This window comes from Roseateles asaccharophilus, from assembly GCF_031458115.1.
In the GTDB taxonomy this organism is placed as follows: Bacteria; Pseudomonadota; Gammaproteobacteria; order Burkholderiales; family Burkholderiaceae_C; genus Pelomonas; species Pelomonas asaccharophilus_A.
On sequence record NZ_JAVDXV010000010.1, the window covers coordinates 177799 to 194252 of the forward strand.

General features: G+C 71.1%; 15 protein-coding genes. 9 read left to right on the forward strand and 6 right to left on the reverse strand.

Going from position 1 to position 16454, the window contains the following annotated elements; genetic code table 11:
- Positions 1-28 precede the first annotated feature (28 nt).
- The 7 genes from tsaB (at position 29) to J2X21_RS23605 (ending at position 6727) form a co-directional block, all read left to right on the forward strand.
- Positions 29-715: a tRNA (adenosine(37)-N6)-threonylcarbamoyltransferase complex dimerization subunit type 1 TsaB gene (gene tsaB, locus J2X21_RS23575; protein WP_310332573.1), complete on the forward strand. Its 687-nt coding sequence runs from the start codon at positions 29-31 to the stop codon at positions 713-715.
- Positions 712-1197, forward strand: a complete 486-nt coding sequence (rimI, locus tag J2X21_RS23580) for a ribosomal protein S18-alanine N-acetyltransferase (protein ID WP_310332574.1) — start codon at positions 712-714, stop codon at positions 1195-1197. Before tsaB ends, rimI begins: the two co-directional genes overlap by 4 nt.
- Before the next feature lie 2 nt (positions 1198-1199).
- A complete protein-coding gene (locus J2X21_RS23585) occupies positions 1200-1991 on the forward strand; it encodes a uracil-DNA glycosylase (RefSeq protein ID WP_310332575.1) in 792 nt (263 codons plus the stop codon).
- A complete protein-coding gene (locus J2X21_RS23590) occupies positions 1988-4054 on the forward strand; it encodes a putative bifunctional diguanylate cyclase/phosphodiesterase (protein WP_310332576.1) in 2067 nt (688 codons plus the stop codon). Before J2X21_RS23585 ends, J2X21_RS23590 begins: the two co-directional genes overlap by 4 nt.
- Positions 4051-5130, forward strand: coding sequence for a class I SAM-dependent methyltransferase (locus J2X21_RS23595; RefSeq protein WP_310332577.1), 1080 nt, complete (start codon positions 4051-4053; stop codon positions 5128-5130). Before J2X21_RS23590 ends, J2X21_RS23595 begins: the two co-directional genes overlap by 4 nt.
- Before the next feature lie 77 nt (positions 5131-5207).
- Entirely contained in the window at positions 5208-5483 is a 276-nt protein-coding gene (locus J2X21_RS23600) for a c-type cytochrome (protein ID WP_310332578.1), read from the forward strand.
- A complete protein-coding gene (locus J2X21_RS23605; protein ID WP_310332622.1) occupies positions 5483-6727 on the forward strand; it encodes an NAD(P)/FAD-dependent oxidoreductase in 1245 nt (414 codons plus the stop codon). Before J2X21_RS23600 ends, J2X21_RS23605 begins: the two co-directional genes overlap by 1 nt.
- 4 nt (positions 6728-6731) lie before the next feature.
- Here J2X21_RS23605 and J2X21_RS23610 read toward each other — a convergent pair whose 3' ends face one another.
- The 3 genes from J2X21_RS23610 to J2X21_RS23620 form a co-directional block, all read right to left on the reverse strand.
- Positions 6732-9293, reverse strand: a complete 2562-nt coding sequence (locus J2X21_RS23610) for a serine/threonine-protein kinase (RefSeq protein WP_310332579.1) — start codon at positions 9291-9293, stop codon at positions 6732-6734.
- A gap of 10 nt (positions 9294-9303) precedes the next feature.
- Positions 9304-9738 (reverse strand): VOC family protein, encoded by a 435-nt coding sequence (locus J2X21_RS23615; protein ID WP_310332580.1) that lies wholly within the window; start codon positions 9736-9738, stop codon positions 9304-9306.
- Positions 9739-9968: 230 nt separating this feature from the next.
- Positions 9969-12161, reverse strand: a complete 2193-nt coding sequence (locus tag J2X21_RS23620) for a C1 family peptidase (RefSeq protein ID WP_310332581.1) — start codon at positions 12159-12161, stop codon at positions 9969-9971.
- 79 nt (positions 12162-12240) lie between these two features.
- Between J2X21_RS23620 and J2X21_RS23625 the strand changes: the two genes are divergently transcribed.
- Positions 12241-13212: a 2-dehydropantoate 2-reductase gene (locus J2X21_RS23625; RefSeq protein WP_310332582.1), complete on the forward strand. Its 972-nt coding sequence runs from the start codon at positions 12241-12243 to the stop codon at positions 13210-13212.
- 4 nt (positions 13213-13216) lie between these two features.
- On the opposite strand, the gene J2X21_RS23630 is transcribed toward J2X21_RS23625, so the two are convergent.
- The 3 genes from J2X21_RS23630 to J2X21_RS23640 form a co-directional block, all read right to left on the reverse strand.
- A complete protein-coding gene (locus J2X21_RS23630; RefSeq protein WP_310332583.1) occupies positions 13217-13972 on the reverse strand; it encodes a substrate-binding periplasmic protein in 756 nt (251 codons plus the stop codon).
- Positions 13973-14040: 68 nt separating this feature from the next.
- A complete protein-coding gene (locus J2X21_RS23635) occupies positions 14041-14610 on the reverse strand; it encodes an NnrU family protein (RefSeq protein ID WP_310332584.1) in 570 nt (189 codons plus the stop codon).
- Positions 14611-14772: 162 nt separating this feature from the next.
- A complete protein-coding gene (locus J2X21_RS23640; RefSeq protein ID WP_310332585.1) occupies positions 14773-15237 on the reverse strand; it encodes an Lrp/AsnC family transcriptional regulator in 465 nt (154 codons plus the stop codon).
- A gap of 120 nt (positions 15238-15357) precedes the next feature.
- Here J2X21_RS23640 and J2X21_RS23645 point away from each other — a divergent pair, with 120 nt between their 5' ends.
- A complete protein-coding gene (locus tag J2X21_RS23645; protein ID WP_310332586.1) occupies positions 15358-16452 on the forward strand; it encodes a saccharopine dehydrogenase family protein in 1095 nt (364 codons plus the stop codon).
- The last annotated feature ends 2 nt before the right edge of the window (positions 16453-16454 follow it).

A 16454-nucleotide genomic window follows, 5' to 3' on the forward strand; every position in this document is an offset into this window, starting at 1 on the left:
GCTTACCCCCGGACGGTAAACTGCCTCGATGCCCGTTCTGCTTGCCCTTGACAGCTCCACCGAGACGATGGCCCTGGCCCTCGTGACCCCGGGGCCGGCCAAGCTGTTCGAGGCCGCGGGGGGCGCCCAGGCCTCGGCGCGCATGCTGCCCGAGATCAAGGCCTTGCTGGCGGATGCCGGCCTGAAGCTGGCGGACGTGGATGCCATTGCCTACGGCCAGGGCCCCGGCGCCTTCACCGGCCTGCGTACCGCCTGCGCGGTCGCCCAGGGGCTGGCCTTCGGACTGGACAAGCCCGTGCTGGCCATCGACAGCCTGATGCTGGTGGCCGAGGACGCCCGCGCCCAGGGCGCCGGCGACGATGTCTGGGTGGCGATGGATGCGCGCATCGGCGAGATCTACGCGGCGCACTACCGCTGGACCGATGGCGGCTGGCAGGTGGACGGCGCGCCCGCGCTGTACGCCCCCGCCGCGCTGGCAGCCCACTGGGGACAGCCGGTCGCCGTGGCCGGCACCGCGCTGACCGAGTACGCCGACGCGCTGGGCTCGCTGCCCCACGCCTGGCCGCAGACCCGCTCGCGCGCCGCCGCCTTGGGCGCGCTGGCGCTGGCCGCCTGGCAACGCGGCGAGGCGCGCGACGCCGCCGAAGCGGTGCCCGTCTACGTGCGCGACAAGGTCGCGCTGACGACGGCTGAACGCGAGCAGGCCAAGGCATGAGTGCGCAACTGGACCGGGGGCTGCCGCCCTTTGAAGCCTCCGGCATGCGCCTGCCGGACCTGACCGAGGTCATGGCCGTCGAGCGGCGGGCCTATCCGGTGCCGTGGACGCACGGCAACTTCGTCGACTCGCTCGCCGCCGGTTATCCGGCCGAGGTGTTGCGCGGCCCGCGCGCCGAGCTGCTGGGCTACTGGGTGGCCATGCCGGGCGTGGACGAGCTGCACCTGCTCAACATCACGGTCGCGTCGGCCTGGCAGGGGCGCGGCCTGGCCGTCGTCATGCTGGACCGCCTCGTCAACGCCTGCCGGCAGCGCGGCCTGACGCAGCTATGGCTTGAGGTGCGCGTCAGCAACGAGCGCGCGCGCGATGTCTATCTGCGCTACGGCTTTGTCGAGGTCGGCCGGCGCCGCGCCTACTACCCGGTCGTGCAGGGGCCGCGCGAGGACGCCCTGCTGATGAGCCTGCCGGTGGCGGCGGTCTAGCGATGAGCTGGGACCAACGCCAGCGGGCCATGCTCGCCGAGATGGGCTTCCGGCTGCCGGAGCAGGCCGAGGCTCACGAGGCACCCGACGTCGCGGGTGCTGTCGTCGTCGAGGCGCCCGCGCTGGTCGCCGTCGAACGCGCGCCCGCAGCCGCACCTGTGCCCGCGCCGATGGCCGCGCGCCCCCCGACGCCCACGCCGCGTGCTGCCGCCGTGGTGCCGACGGCACTGGCCGGCCTGGACCTGGCCGCGCTGCGCGAGGCCGTGCTGGACGGCCGCGCCTGCGGCGCCTGCGAGCACCGTGTGCACCTGTTCGGGCGCGGTGCGCAGCCGCAGGCGACCTGGCTGGTCGTCACCGATCCGCCGGACGAAGCCGATGAGGGCGCCGGCGAACTGCTCGGCGGTGACGCCGGCCGGCTGCTGGACCGCATGCTGGCGGCCGTGGGTCAACGCGTGAGCGGCGACGGCGCGACGGCCTTCGTCGCCCCCATCGTGCCAGGCCGGGCACCACGTGGCCGGCCGCCGCTGCCGCAGGAGCTGGAGGCCGGCGAGGCCCAGTTGGCGCGGCTGGTGGAGCTGCTGCAGCCCCGGCTGGTGCTGGCCATGGGCCTGCATGCCGCGCGCCGGCTGAGCGGCAGCGCCGACCCGCTGGGCCGGCTGCGCGGGCGCGTGCATTTGTGGCGCGACCTGCCCGTGGTGGTCACCTACCATCCAGGCTATCTGCTGCGAAATCCGGCCGACAAGGCCGGAGCCTGGGACGACCTGTGTCTGGCCCGCAAGACCTTCAACACATGAGCGCTGCCGACGATGCGGCGCGCTCCGTGGAGGCTGCGCGATTCAAGTTGCTGGCCGACTACCTGCCGGCCTGGATCGCCCTCTACGACGCCAAGACCCAGGTCTGTCTGTTCGCCAACCGCGGCTATGCCAGCGCCTTCGGGCTGACCGAGCAGAGCATCCTCGGCAAGACCTTCGCCGAGATCATCGGCACCGAGGCCGTGGCGTTGATCCAGCCGTCCGTGGACCGCGTGCTGTCGGAGCGCGTGGCCGTCAGCTACGAGCGCGAGCTGCCCGAGGCCGACGGCACGCCGCGCTGGATCGAGGTGCACCTGATCCCGCAACTGGGCCCGGACGGCGAGCCGGTGGCCAGCTGCGTGCTGATCAACGACATCACCAAGTTCCGGCTCGCCGAGCGCGCGATGCGCGAGTCCGAGGCGCGGCTGGACAAGTTCATGCAGGCCACGGTGGAAGGCATCCTGTTCCACAAGGACGGCATCACCACCGACGTGAACCCGCCGTGCTGCGAGCTGGTGGGCTACACGCTGGCCGAGATGGTGGGGCGCCACGTGCTGTCCTTCATCGCCGAGGACGAGCTGCCCAAGGTCAAGGAGGTCATGCGCCTGGGCCGGGAGCTGCGCTACGAGACCGCCGTGCTGCACAAGGACGGCACGCGCATCCCGGTCGAGTTCATCGTGCGCACGCTGGAGCGCGACGGCGAGAAGCTGCGCATGACCATCGTGCGCGACATCCGTGACCGCATCGAGAGCGAGGCGCGCATCCAGCACCTGGCGCACCACGACGCGCTGACCGGGCTGCTGAACCGCGCGTCTTTCATGGACCGCATGGCCGGCATGCTCAGGCGCGCCGAGCGCAAGGGCGAGATGCTGGCGCTGCTGTTCATCGACCTGGACAACTTCAAGCGCGTCAACGACTCGCTGGGTCATCTCGAGGGCGACCAGGTGCTGACCACCGTGTCCGAACGCCTCATCGGCGCGCTGCGCGGCAGCGACCTCGTGGGCCGCTTCGGCGGCGACGAGTTCGTCGTGCTGCTCAGCGACCTGGAGAGCCGCGCCGACGTCATCGTCGTGCTGGAGGCGCTGCTGTCCGTCGTGGAAGTGCCGGTCAAGGCCGACGGCCGCTCGCTGTCCGTCACGCCGTCCATCGGCGTGGCCGTGTTCCCGGACGACGGCCGCCAGGCCGACGAGCTGATCCAGCATGCCGACACGGCCATGTACCGCGCGAAAGCCCGTGGACGCGCGACGTATCAGTTCTTCGAGCCCGCGCTGGCCGAGACGGCCTATGCCGACCTCGTGCTGGAGGCCGAGCTGGCGCAGGGCCTGACGCGCAACGAGTTCGAGCTGTTCTTCCAGCCGCAGGTGGAGGCGACCACGGGCCAGCTGTCGGGCGCCGAGGCGCTGCTGCGCTGGCGCCACCCGGAGCGTGGCCTGCTGTCGCCGGACCGTTTCATCTTCGTCGCCGAGCGCCACCGCTTGATGCTCGCTCTGGGCGAATGGGTGCTGCGCGAGGCCGCGCAGACCGCGCGGCGGTGGCGCGAGCAGGGGCTCACGAGCGGGCACGGGCCCATGCGCATCGCCGTCAACCTGTCGCGCATGCAGTTCAACCTGAACGGCTTTGCCGACACGGTCGGCCGCGTGCTGGCCGAGGCGGGCGCCAAGGGCCAGTGGCTGGAGCTGGAACTGACCGAGCGCATGCTGATCGACGACATCGAGCATGCGCCCGCCACGCTCAGCGCGCTGCGCGCCCAGGGGCTGACCGTGTCGGTGGACGACTTCGGCACCGGCTACACGTCGCTGGCCCACCTGACCGAGCTGCCGCTGGACAAGCTCAAGATCGACCAGGGTTTCGTCGCCCGGCTGCCCGACGACGTGGGCGCGCAGGCCATCACGCGCGCCATCGTGCAGATGGCCGTGGGCTTGGGCCTGACCGTCACGGCCGAAGGCGTGCGCACCGCGGCGCAGTGGCAGCTGCTGTCCGGCTGGGGCTGCCAACAGTTCCAGGGCGAGCTGGTGGGCGCGCCCATGCCGGCGGCCGAGTTCGAGGCCTGGGTCAAGGCAAGATGAATCTGAACGACAAGATCCGCGCGCAGATCGCCGCAGAGGGCGGCTGGCTGCCGTTCGACCGCTTCATGAGCATGGCCTTGTACGAGCCGGGCCTGGGCTACTACGCGGGCGGCCGGCGCAAGTTCGGCACCATGCCCTCGCAGGGCTCTGACTTCGTCACCGCGCCGGAGATGTCGCCGCTGTTCGGCCGCGCGCTGGCGCGCCAGCTCGCGCAGGCCATGGACGCCAGCGGCTGCCGCGACGTCATGGAGTTCGGCGCCGGCTCCGGCGCGCTGGCCGCGCAGCTGATCGCCGAGCTGGACGCGCTCGGTGCAGGCCTGGCGCGCTACCGCATCGTGGAGCTGTCGGCCGAGCTGCGCGAGCGCCAGCGCGAACGCCTGGCGCATTGGAGTGACCGCGTCGAATGGCTGGACGCGCTGCCCGAGCAGATCGAGGCGGTGGTCATCGGCAACGAGGTGCTGGACGCGATGCCGGTGCAGCTGCTCTCGTTCGACGGCCAGGTGTGGCGCGAGCGCGGCGTCGTGGCCGCGGGTGAGGGCTTCGCGTTCGAGGATCGCGCCACGATGCAGCGCCCGCCCATAGACACGGGTTTCGTGCCCGGCACCGTCACCGAGATCCACCCGCAGGCCGAGGCCTTCACGAAGACGCTGGCGCGTGCGCTGAAGCGTGGTGCGGCCTTCTTCATCGACTACGGCTTCCCCGAGGCCGAGTACTACCACCCGCAGCGCCATGGCGGCACGCTGATGTGCCACCAGGGCCACCTGGCCGACCCCGATCCGCTGCTGGCCGTGGGCGACAAGGACATCACGGCCCACGTCAACTTCACCGGCATCGCGCTGGCGGGGCAAGATGCGGGGCTGGTCGTGCTGGGCTATACCAGCCAGGCCAATTTCCTGCTCAACTGCGGCATCGCCGATCTGCTGACCGGCGCTCGCTTAAGCGAGCGCGCGATGGCGCATCGCCTGCTGGCCGAGCACGAGATGGGCGAGTTGTTCAAGGTGGTGGGCTTCGCGCCGCTGAATGCGCCGTTCGATGCGATTGGTTTTGAACGCGGGGATCGTTCGCACAAACTCTGAACCAGCTCATGAATGCAACCACAGGGACACGGAGACACAGAGGAACTTCCGTCTTTTCTCTGTGCCTCGGCGTCTCTGTGGTTGCATTTGGCCTTCCTGCGCTGGCGCAGGACATCAACACCGGCCGCAATCTCGCGGCCACCTGCGCCAGCTGCCATGGCACGCAGGGCCGGCCGCGCGGCACCGTGATGCCGCCGCTGGCGGGCATGAAGTCGGGCGTCATGCTGGAACTGCTGGCCGACTACCGCAGCGGCAGGCAGCCCGGCACCGTGATGCCGCAGATCGTCAAGGGCTACAGCGAGGCGCAACTGCGCGCCATCGCGGCCTATTTCGAAGCGCAGGCCAGGCCATGATGCAGCGCCGCCACCTGATCGCAGCCGGCGGCCTGGCGCTGGCCGGCTGCGTGACGCCCACGGCAGCGGTGGGCCGCGTCGTCGTCGTGGGCGGCGGCTTCGGCGGCGCCACGGCCGCGCGCTACCTGAAGCTGTGGGGCGGCGCGGCGGTGGACGTCACGCTGGTGGAGCGCCACGAGGGCTTCATCTCCTGCCCGATGTCCAACCTGGTCATCGCCAGCGCGCGCGATCTGGCCAGCATCAGCCACGGCTATGCGGGCCTGCAGGCGCTGGGCGTGAAGCGCGTGCGCGGCGAGGTCGTCGCGATCGACCCGGCCCGGCGCAGCGTGCAGCTGGCCGACGGCAGCCGTATCCACAGCGACCGGCTGGTCCTGGCGCCCGGCATCGGCCTGGTGGCCGACGACGTGCCGGGCCTGCCGGCCGCGTTCGCCAGCGGCCGCGCGCTGCATGCCTGGCAGGCCGGCGCGCAGACGCTGAGCCTGCGTCGCCAGCTGGAGGCGCTGCCCGACGGCGGCGTCGTGCTGATGAGCATCCCCAAGGCGCCGTACCGCTGCCCGCCCGGGCCCTACGAGCGCGCCTGCCTGATCGCGTCCTGGCTGCGCCGCGCCCGGCCGCGTGCCAAGTTGCTGGTGCTGGACGCCAACCCCGAGGTGCAGAGCAAGAAGTCCTTGTTCGAGCGCGCGTTCGCGCAGCACCATGCCGGCGTGCTGGAGTACCGGCCCAATGCCGAGCTGAAGGAGGTGACGGCCGACGGCGTTGCGCGCTTCGAGTTCGAGGACATCCGCGCCGATGTGCTGAACCTGATCCCGCCGCAGCGCGCCGGCGACCTGGCGCTGCCGTTCGCCAACGTGAACCGCCGCTGGGTGGGGGTGGACTGGCTGACGATGGAGGCCCAGGCTGCACCGGGCGTGCATGTGGTGGGCGACGCCATCCTGTCGGCGCCAGGCATGCCCAAGTCCGGCCACCTGGCCAACCAGCAGGCCAAGCTGGCCGCGGCGGCCGTGCTGCAGTTGCTGAAGGGCGAGGCCGTGAACCCCGAGCCGCTGGTGATGAACACCTGCTACAGCTTCGTCACGCCGGACGAGGCCATGCACGTGGCCTCGGTGCACCGCTACGACGCGGCCGACAAGACGATGAAGACGGTGCCCGGCTCGGGCGGCGTGTCGGCCGCGGCCAGTGCGGCCGAGGCGGCCTATGCGCGCGGCTGGGCCGAGAACATCTGGGCCGACAGCCTGGCGCTTTGAGGCACTAAGGCAGCAACCCGCCCAGGGTGCCCAGCGTCGGCGGCGCGGCACCGGGGCCACGCGCCGAGGCCAGTTGCTTCCATGCGGCCTGAACCAGTGCGTCGTCGTCGCGGCCTGCGGTCTGGCGTGCTTGCAGCCATTGCGAGACGAGGTCCAGCGGATGGCCAGGCCGCAGCACCGCGGGCCGCGCCTGATGGGCGGCTTCAAGCAATTGCACCGCGTCCGGCGTGCGCTGCAGCTGCGCCGTCAGCGCCCGGTCGAGGCGGGCCGCCCAGCGCTGGATGACGCCGATGTCCGTGACACGGGCCAGCAGCTCGGCGCTGCGACCCAGGTCGCCCAGCGCGCGGGCCAGCCGGCCCTCGACCTGGTCGAGCCGGCTGCCGCGCAACGCCAGCGCGCCGGGCAGCGGGCGCTCGCGCAGCCGTTGCAGCGCGTCGGTGGCCAGCGCGGGCTCGCCGGCGGCCAGCGCGGCCTCGGCCAACAGCATCAGGCTGCGGCCGCGCCGCCCGCCGCCGTCCAGCGCGGCCGCCTCGGCCAGCAGCGCGCGCATCGCCGGCAGATCGGGCCGGCCGCCGCGCGCCTGCGCCACCAGCAGCTCGGCGCGGAAGGTCAGCAGCTGCGCCGACGCCAAGCCGTCGGCGCGGGCGCCGTCCAGCAGCGTCCGGCGCGTGCGCAGCTCGTCCGCATGGCGGCCTTCCCACTGTTGCACATAGGCCCAGTTGCTGGCGACCTGCAGCGCGAAATCATTGCCCGGCCCCAGCGCGCGGCGGATGTCGGCCAGCAGCGGGCCGCCGCGCTCGTCGATGCCGTCGAACTCGGCGTTCATGCCCATCAGCGACAGCTCGTGGCGACGCAGCACCAGCACCGGGATCGTCAGCCGCGGGTCGGGGCTGTTCCACAGCGGTTTGGTCTGCCGCGCGACCTGCAGCGCTTCGGCCACGCGGCCTTGCATGCGGCGCAGCACGTCCAGGTTCAGCAGGTAGTCGGCGCGCTCGTAGTCGTCATGGGGATGCAGCTTCTCGGTCAGCACGCGCACGCGCTCCAGCGCGCGCTCGGAGTCGTCCAGCCTGCCGGAGTGCATGTAGTCGGCGGCGAGGATGAACTGCTGCTGGCGCACCTCCTCGCTGTCGGGCCCGAACTCGCGCGCCAGCGGCGCAGCCAGCGGCTCCAGCAGCGCGATGGCGGCGTCGTGGTTGCCGTTGATCTGGTGCACCTGGCCCAAGCTCAACCGTGCCTGCAGCACCGGCCGCTCGTCCTCGCCGTGCTGCTGGCGGGCCAGCGCGAGCCACTGTTCGCCCAGCGGCTGCGCGTGGTCGAAGCGGTTCAGCGCCATGTAGGTGCGCGACATGACCTCCAGCAGCCGCTGGCGCGTGGCGGGGTCGTCGGCGAAGGCCGTGTCCAGCTTGTCGCGGCTGTCGTCCAGCAGCTCCAGCACATTGGGCGAGCGGCCGTTCTCGCGCAGGTGGCCGTCCTCGGACAGCAGGTCGGCCAGGAAACGCCCCACCGCATCGCTGCGCTGCCGCGCGGTCTCGGCGCGCTGCCACTGCCAGGTGCTGGCGCCCAGGCCGGCGACGAGGCTGGCCAGCAGCAGCCCGCCCAGCGTGGACAGCAGCGCGTGGCGGCGCAGCAGCAGCGTGGTTCGGCGCAGCCGGCCGTGATCGCGCCGCGCGGCCACGGGCAGCTGCACCTGCCAGCGGCGCAGGTCGTCGATGAAGGCGTGCACGCCGGCATAGCGCTGCTCGGGCAGCTTGCCCAGCGCCTGGTTGGCGATGGCTTCCAGATCGCCCAGCGCGCGGCGTGCGTCGCGCGGCGCGCCCGGGCCTTGGCCGTCGTCCGGCGCCAATTTCAGCAACGCGGCCAGGCGGTGCGGCGGCTGGTGCAGCACGGCGTGGTCCAGCACCGCGCGGCTGTCGCCGCGGCGGCCGAACGGCAGCTGGCCGCTGAGCAGTTCGAACAGCAGCACGCCCAGCGCGAACACGTCGACCGCGGTGCTGGCCGCGTCTTCGGCGACCTGTTCGGGCGCCGCATAGCCGGGCGTCAGGCCGGCGCGGGTGTCTTCGGCATCCTGGCCGGGCGAGGCGGCGAGGCCGAAGTCCAGCAGCTTGGGCTGGCCGTCGGCGGTGGCGAGGATGTTGGCGGGCTTGAGGTCGCGGTGCACCACCAGCCGGCCGTGCGCGTACTCCACGGCGTCGGCGATCTGCAGCAGCAGCGCGACGCGCTGGGCCACCGTGGGGCAGTGGCGGCGTACGTATTGGTCCAGCGGCAGGCCGTCGACGAACTCCAGCACCAGGTAGGCATGGGGCGGCTGCACGCCGGCATCCAGCAACGCGGCGATGCCGGTGTGCGTCAGACGGCCCAGCGCAGCACGCTCGCGCATGAAGCGGCGGGCCACGGCCGCGGTGGCGCCGTCGCCCTGCAGCAGCTTGATGGCGGCGCGGGCGTCGTACAGGCCGTCGACGCGACGCGCCTCCCAGACTTCAGCCAGCCCGCCGCTGCCAATGCTGCGCAGCAGCTCCCACGGCCCCAGCCTGAGGCCGGGGTGTGCGGCGCCCACCGCCTGCGTCATGCAGGCGCGATCACCAGCTGCCGGTGTTGGGCATGGACGCCCAGGGCTCGGCCGGCGCCAGCGCCGGGCCGTGCTGCAGCAGCTCGACGGAGATGCCGTCCGGCGAGCGCACGAAGGCCATGCGGCCGTCGCGCGGCGGGCGGTTGATGGTGATGCCGTGGTCGGCCAGCTTCTGGCAGGCGGCGTAGATGTCGTCCACCGCATAGGCCAGGTGGCCGAAGTTGCGGCCGCCGGTGTATTGCTCGCCCTTGCCATCGGCGTCGGGCCAGTTGTAGGTCAGCTCGACCTGGGCGTCGTCATCGCCGGGCGCGGCCAGGTAGATCAGCGTGAAGCGGCCGGCCTCGCTCTCGTGGCGGCGCACTTCGCGCAGGCCCAGGGCGTCGCAGTAGAAGCGCATCGACGCGTCGACGTTCTCGACGCGGACCATGGTGTGCAGGTATTTCATGGGCGCGATTGTCGGTGTTCAAGGCATGGCGCGGCCGTCGCCGGCCGGCCCGCGATGCTCAAACGATCCGGCTTTGCCGATCCGTGGTGCGAACCCCGTGCAGACGTGACTGCCGCATTCCAGGCGCGGCGCAGCCGTCGCCGTCCCTCCAGTGACTCCCACGGATCCGGCTTTGCCGGTCCGTCGGGAGTGCCCCCTTGAGGGGGCGCGCGAAGCGCGTAGGGGGTGGTCTAGTAGTCCAGCCATTCCATCGGCGCCACCAGCTTGTCGCCGCGGATGCGCTCCAGCGTGCCGGTCAGCACGTCGATGTTGTTGTCGAAGCTGCCATGGCTGGCGGCGATCTGGTCGCCGGTCTTGGTGGTGCGCACCTTGGGCGTGTCGACCAGGTTCAGCAGCGAGCCGGCCGGCCACAGCTTGCGCCAGGCCTTGATGTCGGCCTGGGCGGCGTCGGCCCATTGGTCGACCGGCCAATGGGCCAGCGGCTTGACCAGCGCGCGCTCCATGCCCAGCAGCGGCTGCTTGCGCACATCGTCCAGCGCGCGCGACACGAGGTACAGCAGGCTCTTGCCGTAGATGTCGCGCTCGGCGCTGGGCAGGCCGTCGGCGCATTCGTTGGCGTCGGTCAGCACGTGCAGGCGCAGCCGGTCCAGCGGCAGCACGCCGGCCTGGTGCGCGCCGCCATAGTGCCGCACGCCGAAGCCGCTGGAGCAGGCGGCGGCGTACAGCTCGCAGCTGGCCACGGACAGCGGCTTGGGGCCGGCCAGGTGGTCCAGCAGATGGCCCAGCAGGATGGAGCCGGCCGAATGGCCGATCAGGTGCAACTCCAGCGCCTGGCCGTTCTTGGCCAGCGCGTCGCGCAGTTCGTGCAGCATGCGGGCGGAGACTTCCAGCACATGGTCGGTCGTCGCGCCGCCGGCGGCGTTCTCGCGCATCTCGCTCCAGATGCCGCGCGCGAACTGCCGGCCGACGGCCTCGATGCTGCGGTCCTTGGCCTCGGAGGCGGCGTCGCGCAGCTTGTCCAGCCAGCCCTCGCTGCGGTCGCCGCTGTCGACGATGCGGTGCTTCAGGTCTTCCAGCATGTACTTCAGCGTCTCGCCGGGGCCGGTCTTCCACGTGAAGAACAGCGGGTAGATGCCGTTGGCCAGGAAGTAGGGCGCCAGCACGCGGATGCGCTGCAGCGAGCCCACCTCGGAGTTCAGCCCGCCGTGCGCGTAGATGGCGAGCTTCAGCGTCTTGGCCTTGCTGGCCTTGAACCAGTTCAGCGGCCGCTCGACGATCAACTCGCGCGCCAGGCCGGCGCGGTCGCTGCGCTCGCGCGTGAAATCTGTCGCCATCAGCTGGCCGTCGTTGCCCGACACCAGCGTGTGCGTGTAGGCCTCGTCGGTGCGCAGCGGCTGGTAGGGCTTGTGGTCGAACTGGTGCTTGAAGGGCCAGGGGTCGTCGCGCGGGTTGTCGCCCTGGCTCAGCGTGGCGCCCACGTCGGACAGGCCGCGCCCTGCCATCACGCGGAAGCCGCTGGCCGCCGCACCCTTGGCCGGCTTGGCTCCGGGCACCTGGCGGGCCTTGACGTCCGACAGGTCCTGCGGCACGCCCAGGGCCACGGCCCAGGCGTCGGTGGCGTTGGTCACCCAGTCTTCATACGGCAGGATGGCGAAGCCGCTGGCGCCCCAGGCGGTGCCCCAGCTGTTCTGCACGACGAAGCCGCGCTCGTTGAAACCCACCAGCGCGAACGCATGGCCGCCGGTCTTCTGCACCATGGCGCCGATGCGCGGCAGCTTGTCGTGGCTGGTGGGCATGGGCGACGGCCCCAGGCCCCAGCCGTTGTGCACGTCGGCCGACACGTAGACGGCACCGATCTCGTAGATGGCGGCCTGCATGTCGACGACGCTCTTCTTGTCGACGCGGTAGTAGACGCCCAGCGTGCGGCCGGTGGCGTCGTCGTCCCAGCCCGGCAGCGGGCGTGCGAAGGTGCCCTGGCCGTCGCGGTCCAGCGGGTAGGGCCACAGCGTCTCGGTGCAGACGCCGTGCTTGTGCCAGCCCTTCAGCGCGCCGCGGCAGGACGAGCCTTCATAGTCCTGGCCCGGCCATTCGTCGTACAGCTTGGCCAACTCGTAGAACATGCGCGGGCTGACGAGATCGGGCTGCTGGCCGCGCGGGAGTTGCAGGTGGCGCAGCCAGTACAGGTAGTTGGTCACGCAGGCCAGGCCAAAGCCGGTGCACGCGCCCTCGTTGCCCTGGTTCAGGATGCGGCCGGCCTTCACATAGGCGGGCAGCAGCTTCTTCAGGTCGACATCCAGCGGCCAACGCGCGGGCAGCGAGCGCAGCGGCGAGCGGTAGATCAGGTCGCGCAGGTCCAGCCGGTCGGGGCGGGCGTCCAGCTTGGGAATGATGGCGGCGGCGGGCTTCTTGGTCTTGGTGGCCATGACTGCGGTCTCCTCGGGTGACGACGGATGATGGCCGCGCCGCGGGGGCCGGACAAGCTCGCATGCGAGACTGATCCCCATGTTGAAGGACGTCTGCATCGTGGGCCTGGGGGCCATAGGCGGCTGGATGGGCGCGCATCTGGCGCGGCTGGACGGCTTGAACGTCAGCGCGCTGGCACGTGGCGACACGCTGGCCGCCGTGCGCGATCACGGGTTGCGGCTGGACAGCGGCGGGCAGACGCTGGCCGTGCCGCTGCGCGTGAGTGACGATGCCGCGGCGCTGGGGCCGCAAGATCTGGTCATCCTGGCCGTCAAGGGCCCGGCCATCGCCGGCGTGGCCGCGCAGGTCGCGGCACTGTGCGGGCCGCACACGCGCGTGCTGACGGCGCTGAACGGCCTGCCCTGGTGGTTCACGGCCGGGCTGCCGGTGCCGGGTCTTGCGTTGGACTGCGTAGACCCGGGCGGCCGCATCGCCGCGCTGATCCCGCCCGAGCGCGTCATCGGCTGCGTGGTGCACGCCAGCTGCTTCACGACCGCGCCGGGCTGCATCAGCCATGTGATGGGCAATGGCCTGCTGATCGGCGAGGCCTGCGGTGGCGGCAGCGGGTCGGTGGACGAGGTGGCGGCGCTGCTCGCCGGCGCCGGCTTCGGCGCCAAGGCGGTCGACAGCATCCAGCGCGAGGTGTTCTACAAGCTGTGGGGCAACATGACCACCAACCCGGTGTCGGCGCTGACGCGCGCGACGACCGACCGCATCCTGGCCGACGAGCTGGTACGCGAGTTCACGACGGCCATCATGCGCGAGGCGGCGGTCATCGGCGAGCGCGTGGGCTGCCCGATCGCGCAGTCGCCGCAGGACCGCCATGTCATCACGCGCTCGCTGGGCGCGTTCAAGACGTCGATGCTGCAGGACATCGAGGCCCATCGTGCGATCGAGACCGACGCGCTGCTGGCCGCGCCGCGCGAGTTGGCGCAGCAGCTGGGCATCGCGACGCCCATGATGGATGCGCTGCTGGGCCTGACGCGGTTGATGGACAGCTGCCGCCGCTGATGCGTCAGTAGGGCAGGTTGCCGGCGTGGCGCCGCCAGTGGCGCGCGACCTCGCCCTTGCGCAGGGCCTCGGCGAACTCGGCGTTCAGTCGTGGCAGCAGGGCGGCCGCGGCACTGTCGCGTGCGGCAACGAGATGGAAGGCCGGCGCCGGCACGTCCGGCAGCGGCGCATGCGCCAGCCCGGGCGTGGCCAGGTGGTTGACCTTACCCAGCTCCAGCTGCTCGATGACTTCCAGCTCCTCGACGAAGTAGTCGCAGCGCCCCAGCATCAGCTTCTCGATGAGCTGCTGGTAGTTGCGTGCACCCTGGTCCAGGTCGCCGGGCGCCAGCCCGTAGTGGGCATAGCTGGCGCCGTTCTTGCCGCAGCCGCGCCAGCGCTTCAGGTCGGCGCGGCTGTTGACCTGCAGCGGCCTGGCGGCGCGGAAGAACAGCTGCGGCGTGAAGGTCTTGTACGGCGCCGAGAAGGCCAGCGTCTGCGCGCGCTCCTCGTCTCGGTAGGCGGCGAGCGCGAAGTCGATTTCGCCCTGCGCGACCGCGCGCAGACAGCGTTTGAAAGGCAGGTCGCCGATCAGCTTCAGCGTCACGCCGTGCCGGGCGAACAGCGGCGTCCAGAGGTCGACGAGAAAGCCTTTCAGCTGCTGGGGCTGGCCCGGCGTGCGGTACAGCCAGGGCGGCCCCAGGCCGGGTTCGCCGCAGGCGGTCATGGGGCTGGCCTGTGCCGTCAACGCCGCCAGCCCTAACAGCGCGGCCAGCGGGCGCATCCAACAACGACGCGAAAGACGGGAGCGGTAGGCCATGTCGGCCCGAGTCTATGCGCGCGCCGTACGCGTTAGCCCATGGGCGAGATGCCCAGCCACGCGGCGTGCGCCCAGAACGCGAAAAAGGCCCACAGCGCGAAGCCGGCCGCGACGGTGGCCGCGGTGCCTGCGAGCGTCGGCGCCGCCGTCGTGGGTGCCGGCCGGCGGCGCGCCGCGCGGAACACCAGGATGGACCAGACCAGGAAGCTGCCAAACAGCATCACGTCGGCCAGCGTGTTGTTGGCCAGCAGATGCGCAAGGGCCCAGACCTTGACCGACAGCGTCATCGGGTGCTGCAGCTTGGCCTTGAAGTGGTTGCGCGGCACGTAGGCCGCCGCCATCAGGACCATGGCGACCAGCACCAGCAGCGCCGCCGCGTGGTTCATGCCGCGTATGGGTGCCCACAACACCATCGGGTGCAGGCGGGCCTGCGAGTAGCCCCAGAGGATCAGGCCGAAGCCGATCAGCGACACGAGGGTGTAGATCCCCTTCCAGCCCTTGTCGCCCAGCCGGGCGATCTGTGCGTTGCGCCAGCGCGGCGCCATGGCGCGGGTCAGGTGGATGCCGAGGAAGAGGGCGAGGCCGAGGGCAAGCCAGGTCATTGAAAGTCTCCTTGTCAGTTGTTCATGCCGTGCGGGCCGAGCGCCGGGCCGCTCCCAAGCCGGCCCGCCTGGGGCGATGTGCTTGTGGCTCAACGCCACAAGCATCGCCGTCCCCTCGGGGGACCGACCAACGTAATCGTTGGGCGAGGGGCTTCATTTCTTTCAGGTCTGTCGGTCAACGCGCAAAGCCAGCACGACCGAACTGTTGGTGCGCAGCACGCCGTCGATGTCGCCGATCTCGTCGAGCAGCGCGTCGAGCCGGGCCGTAGTGTCGGCGCGCAGGAGCGCCATGTAGTCGAACTCACCACTGACGCTGGCGAGCTGGCGCAGCTCGGGCAGTTCTGATAGGCGCTTCACCACCTCGCGCCCGGCCTTGGGGCTGACGGTGATGCCCACGAAGGCCTGCACGCTGCGCCCGGCTTCATCGCCGCCCAGCCGCGCCGTGTAGCCCACGATGCGCCCGCTGGCCTCCAGCCGAGCCAGCCGCGCGACGACGGTGGTGCGCGCCACGCCCAGCTTGCGCGCCAGCGTGGCGGTGCTTTCGCGGGCGTTGGCCTGCAGCAGCAGGATCAGCTGGCGGTCGAGGTCGTCGGCGCTGGGGGGTGGGTTTACCCGTGATTCATTCATAACGGCGAATCATCGCGACGATTCGACGAATCGGCAATTGATTTCGTCGGAACAATGCTTTCTTTCGTCATCCACCCTGCCTAGAGTGCGGCCCAACACAAAACCAGCCTGGAGCCCCTCATGAAGATTGCCCTGCTCGGCGCCGGCCATATCGGCCAGACCATCGCCCGCCTGCTGCACGCCACCGGCGACTACCAGGTCACCGTGCTCGACAAGAACGCCGGCTACCTGAAGGTGCTGGCCGCCGAGGGCATCGCCACGGCGGAAGTCGACAGCGACAACCGTGCCGCGCTGGCGGCCCAGCTGCGCGGCAAGGACGCCGTCGTCAACGCGCTGCCCTACCACCTGGCCATCACCGCCGCCGAACTGGCGCTGGAGTGCGGCTGCCACTACTTCGACCTGACCGAGGACGTGGCCGCCACCAAGGCCATCAAGGACATGGCCAAGGGCGCCAAAACCGCCTTCATGCCGCAGTGTGGCCTGGCGCCGGGCTTCATCGGCATCGTGGCCCACCACCTGGCCAGCGGCTTCGACTCCGTGCGCGACGTGCAGATGCGCGTCGGCGCACTGCCGGCCTTCCCGACCAATGCGCTGAAGTACAACCTGACGTGGTCGGTGGACGGCCTCATCAACGAGTACTGCCACCCCTGCGAGGCCATCCACGAGGGCGAGACCATCGCCGCGCTGCCGTTGGAGGGCCTGGAGCACTTCAGCCTGGACGGCACCGAGTACGAGGCCTTCAACACGTCCGGCGGCCTCGGCACGCTGTGCGAGACCTGGGCGGGCAAGGTGCGCAACCTGGACTACAAGACCGTGCGCTACCCCGGCCACCGCGACCTGATGCAGTTCCTGCTGGGCGACCTGGGCCTGAAGAGCGACCAGGGCAACCTGAAGGACATCATGCGCAAGAGCATGCCGGCGACCATGCAGGACGTGGTGCTGGTGTTCGTGACCGTGTCGGGCATGAAGAACGGCGTGTTGCTGCAGGAGGTGTTCGCGCGCAAGATCTTCGCGACGCGTGATGGCAAGCAGCCGCTGTCGGCCATCCAGATCACGACCGCTGCCGGCATCTGCGCCGCGGTGGACCTGTTCCGTGAAGGCAAGCTGCCGCAGCAGGGCTTTGTGCGCCAGGAGGAGGTCGCGCTGCCGGACTTCCTGGCCAACCGCTTCGGCTCGGCGTACCAGCAATCGCGCCAGGTCGAGTCCATCTCCTGAAG

Excerpts from the sequence above, each read along its gene's own strand:
- J2X21_RS23630 (WP_310332583.1), bottom strand. The coding sequence starts at position 13,972 with ATGCGCCCGCTGGCCGCGCTGTTAGGGCTGGCGGCGTTGACGGCACAG.
- J2X21_RS23635 (WP_310332584.1), bottom strand. The coding sequence starts at position 14,610 with ATGACCTGGCTTGCCCTCGGCCTCGCCCTCTTCCTCGGCATCCACCTG.
- tsaB (WP_310332573.1), top strand. The coding sequence starts at position 29 with ATGCCCGTTCTGCTTGCCCTTGACAGCTCCACCGAGACGATGGCCCTG.
- J2X21_RS23590 (WP_310332576.1), top strand. The coding sequence starts at position 1,988 with ATGAGCGCTGCCGACGATGCGGCGCGCTCCGTGGAGGCTGCGCGATTC.
- J2X21_RS23640 (WP_310332585.1), bottom strand. The coding sequence starts at position 15,237 with ATGAATGAATCACGGGTAAACCCACCCCCCAGCGCCGACGACCTCGAC.
- J2X21_RS23595 (WP_310332577.1), top strand. The coding sequence starts at position 4,051 with ATGAATCTGAACGACAAGATCCGCGCGCAGATCGCCGCAGAGGGCGGC.
- J2X21_RS23620 (WP_310332581.1), bottom strand. The coding sequence starts at position 12,161 with ATGGCCACCAAGACCAAGAAGCCCGCCGCCGCCATCATTCCCAAGCTG.
- J2X21_RS23615 (WP_310332580.1), bottom strand. The coding sequence starts at position 9,738 with ATGAAATACCTGCACACCATGGTCCGCGTCGAGAACGTCGACGCGTCG.
- J2X21_RS23625 (WP_310332582.1), top strand. The coding sequence starts at position 12,241 with ATGTTGAAGGACGTCTGCATCGTGGGCCTGGGGGCCATAGGCGGCTGG.
- rimI (WP_310332574.1), top strand. The coding sequence starts at position 712 with ATGAGTGCGCAACTGGACCGGGGGCTGCCGCCCTTTGAAGCCTCCGGC.
- J2X21_RS23585 (WP_310332575.1), top strand. The coding sequence starts at position 1,200 with ATGAGCTGGGACCAACGCCAGCGGGCCATGCTCGCCGAGATGGGCTTC.
- J2X21_RS23605 (WP_310332622.1), top strand. The coding sequence starts at position 5,483 with ATGCAGCGCCGCCACCTGATCGCAGCCGGCGGCCTGGCGCTGGCCGGC.
- J2X21_RS23645 (WP_310332586.1), top strand. The coding sequence starts at position 15,358 with ATGAAGATTGCCCTGCTCGGCGCCGGCCATATCGGCCAGACCATCGCC.
- J2X21_RS23610 (WP_310332579.1), bottom strand. The coding sequence starts at position 9,293 with ATGACGCAGGCGGTGGGCGCCGCACACCCCGGCCTCAGGCTGGGGCCG.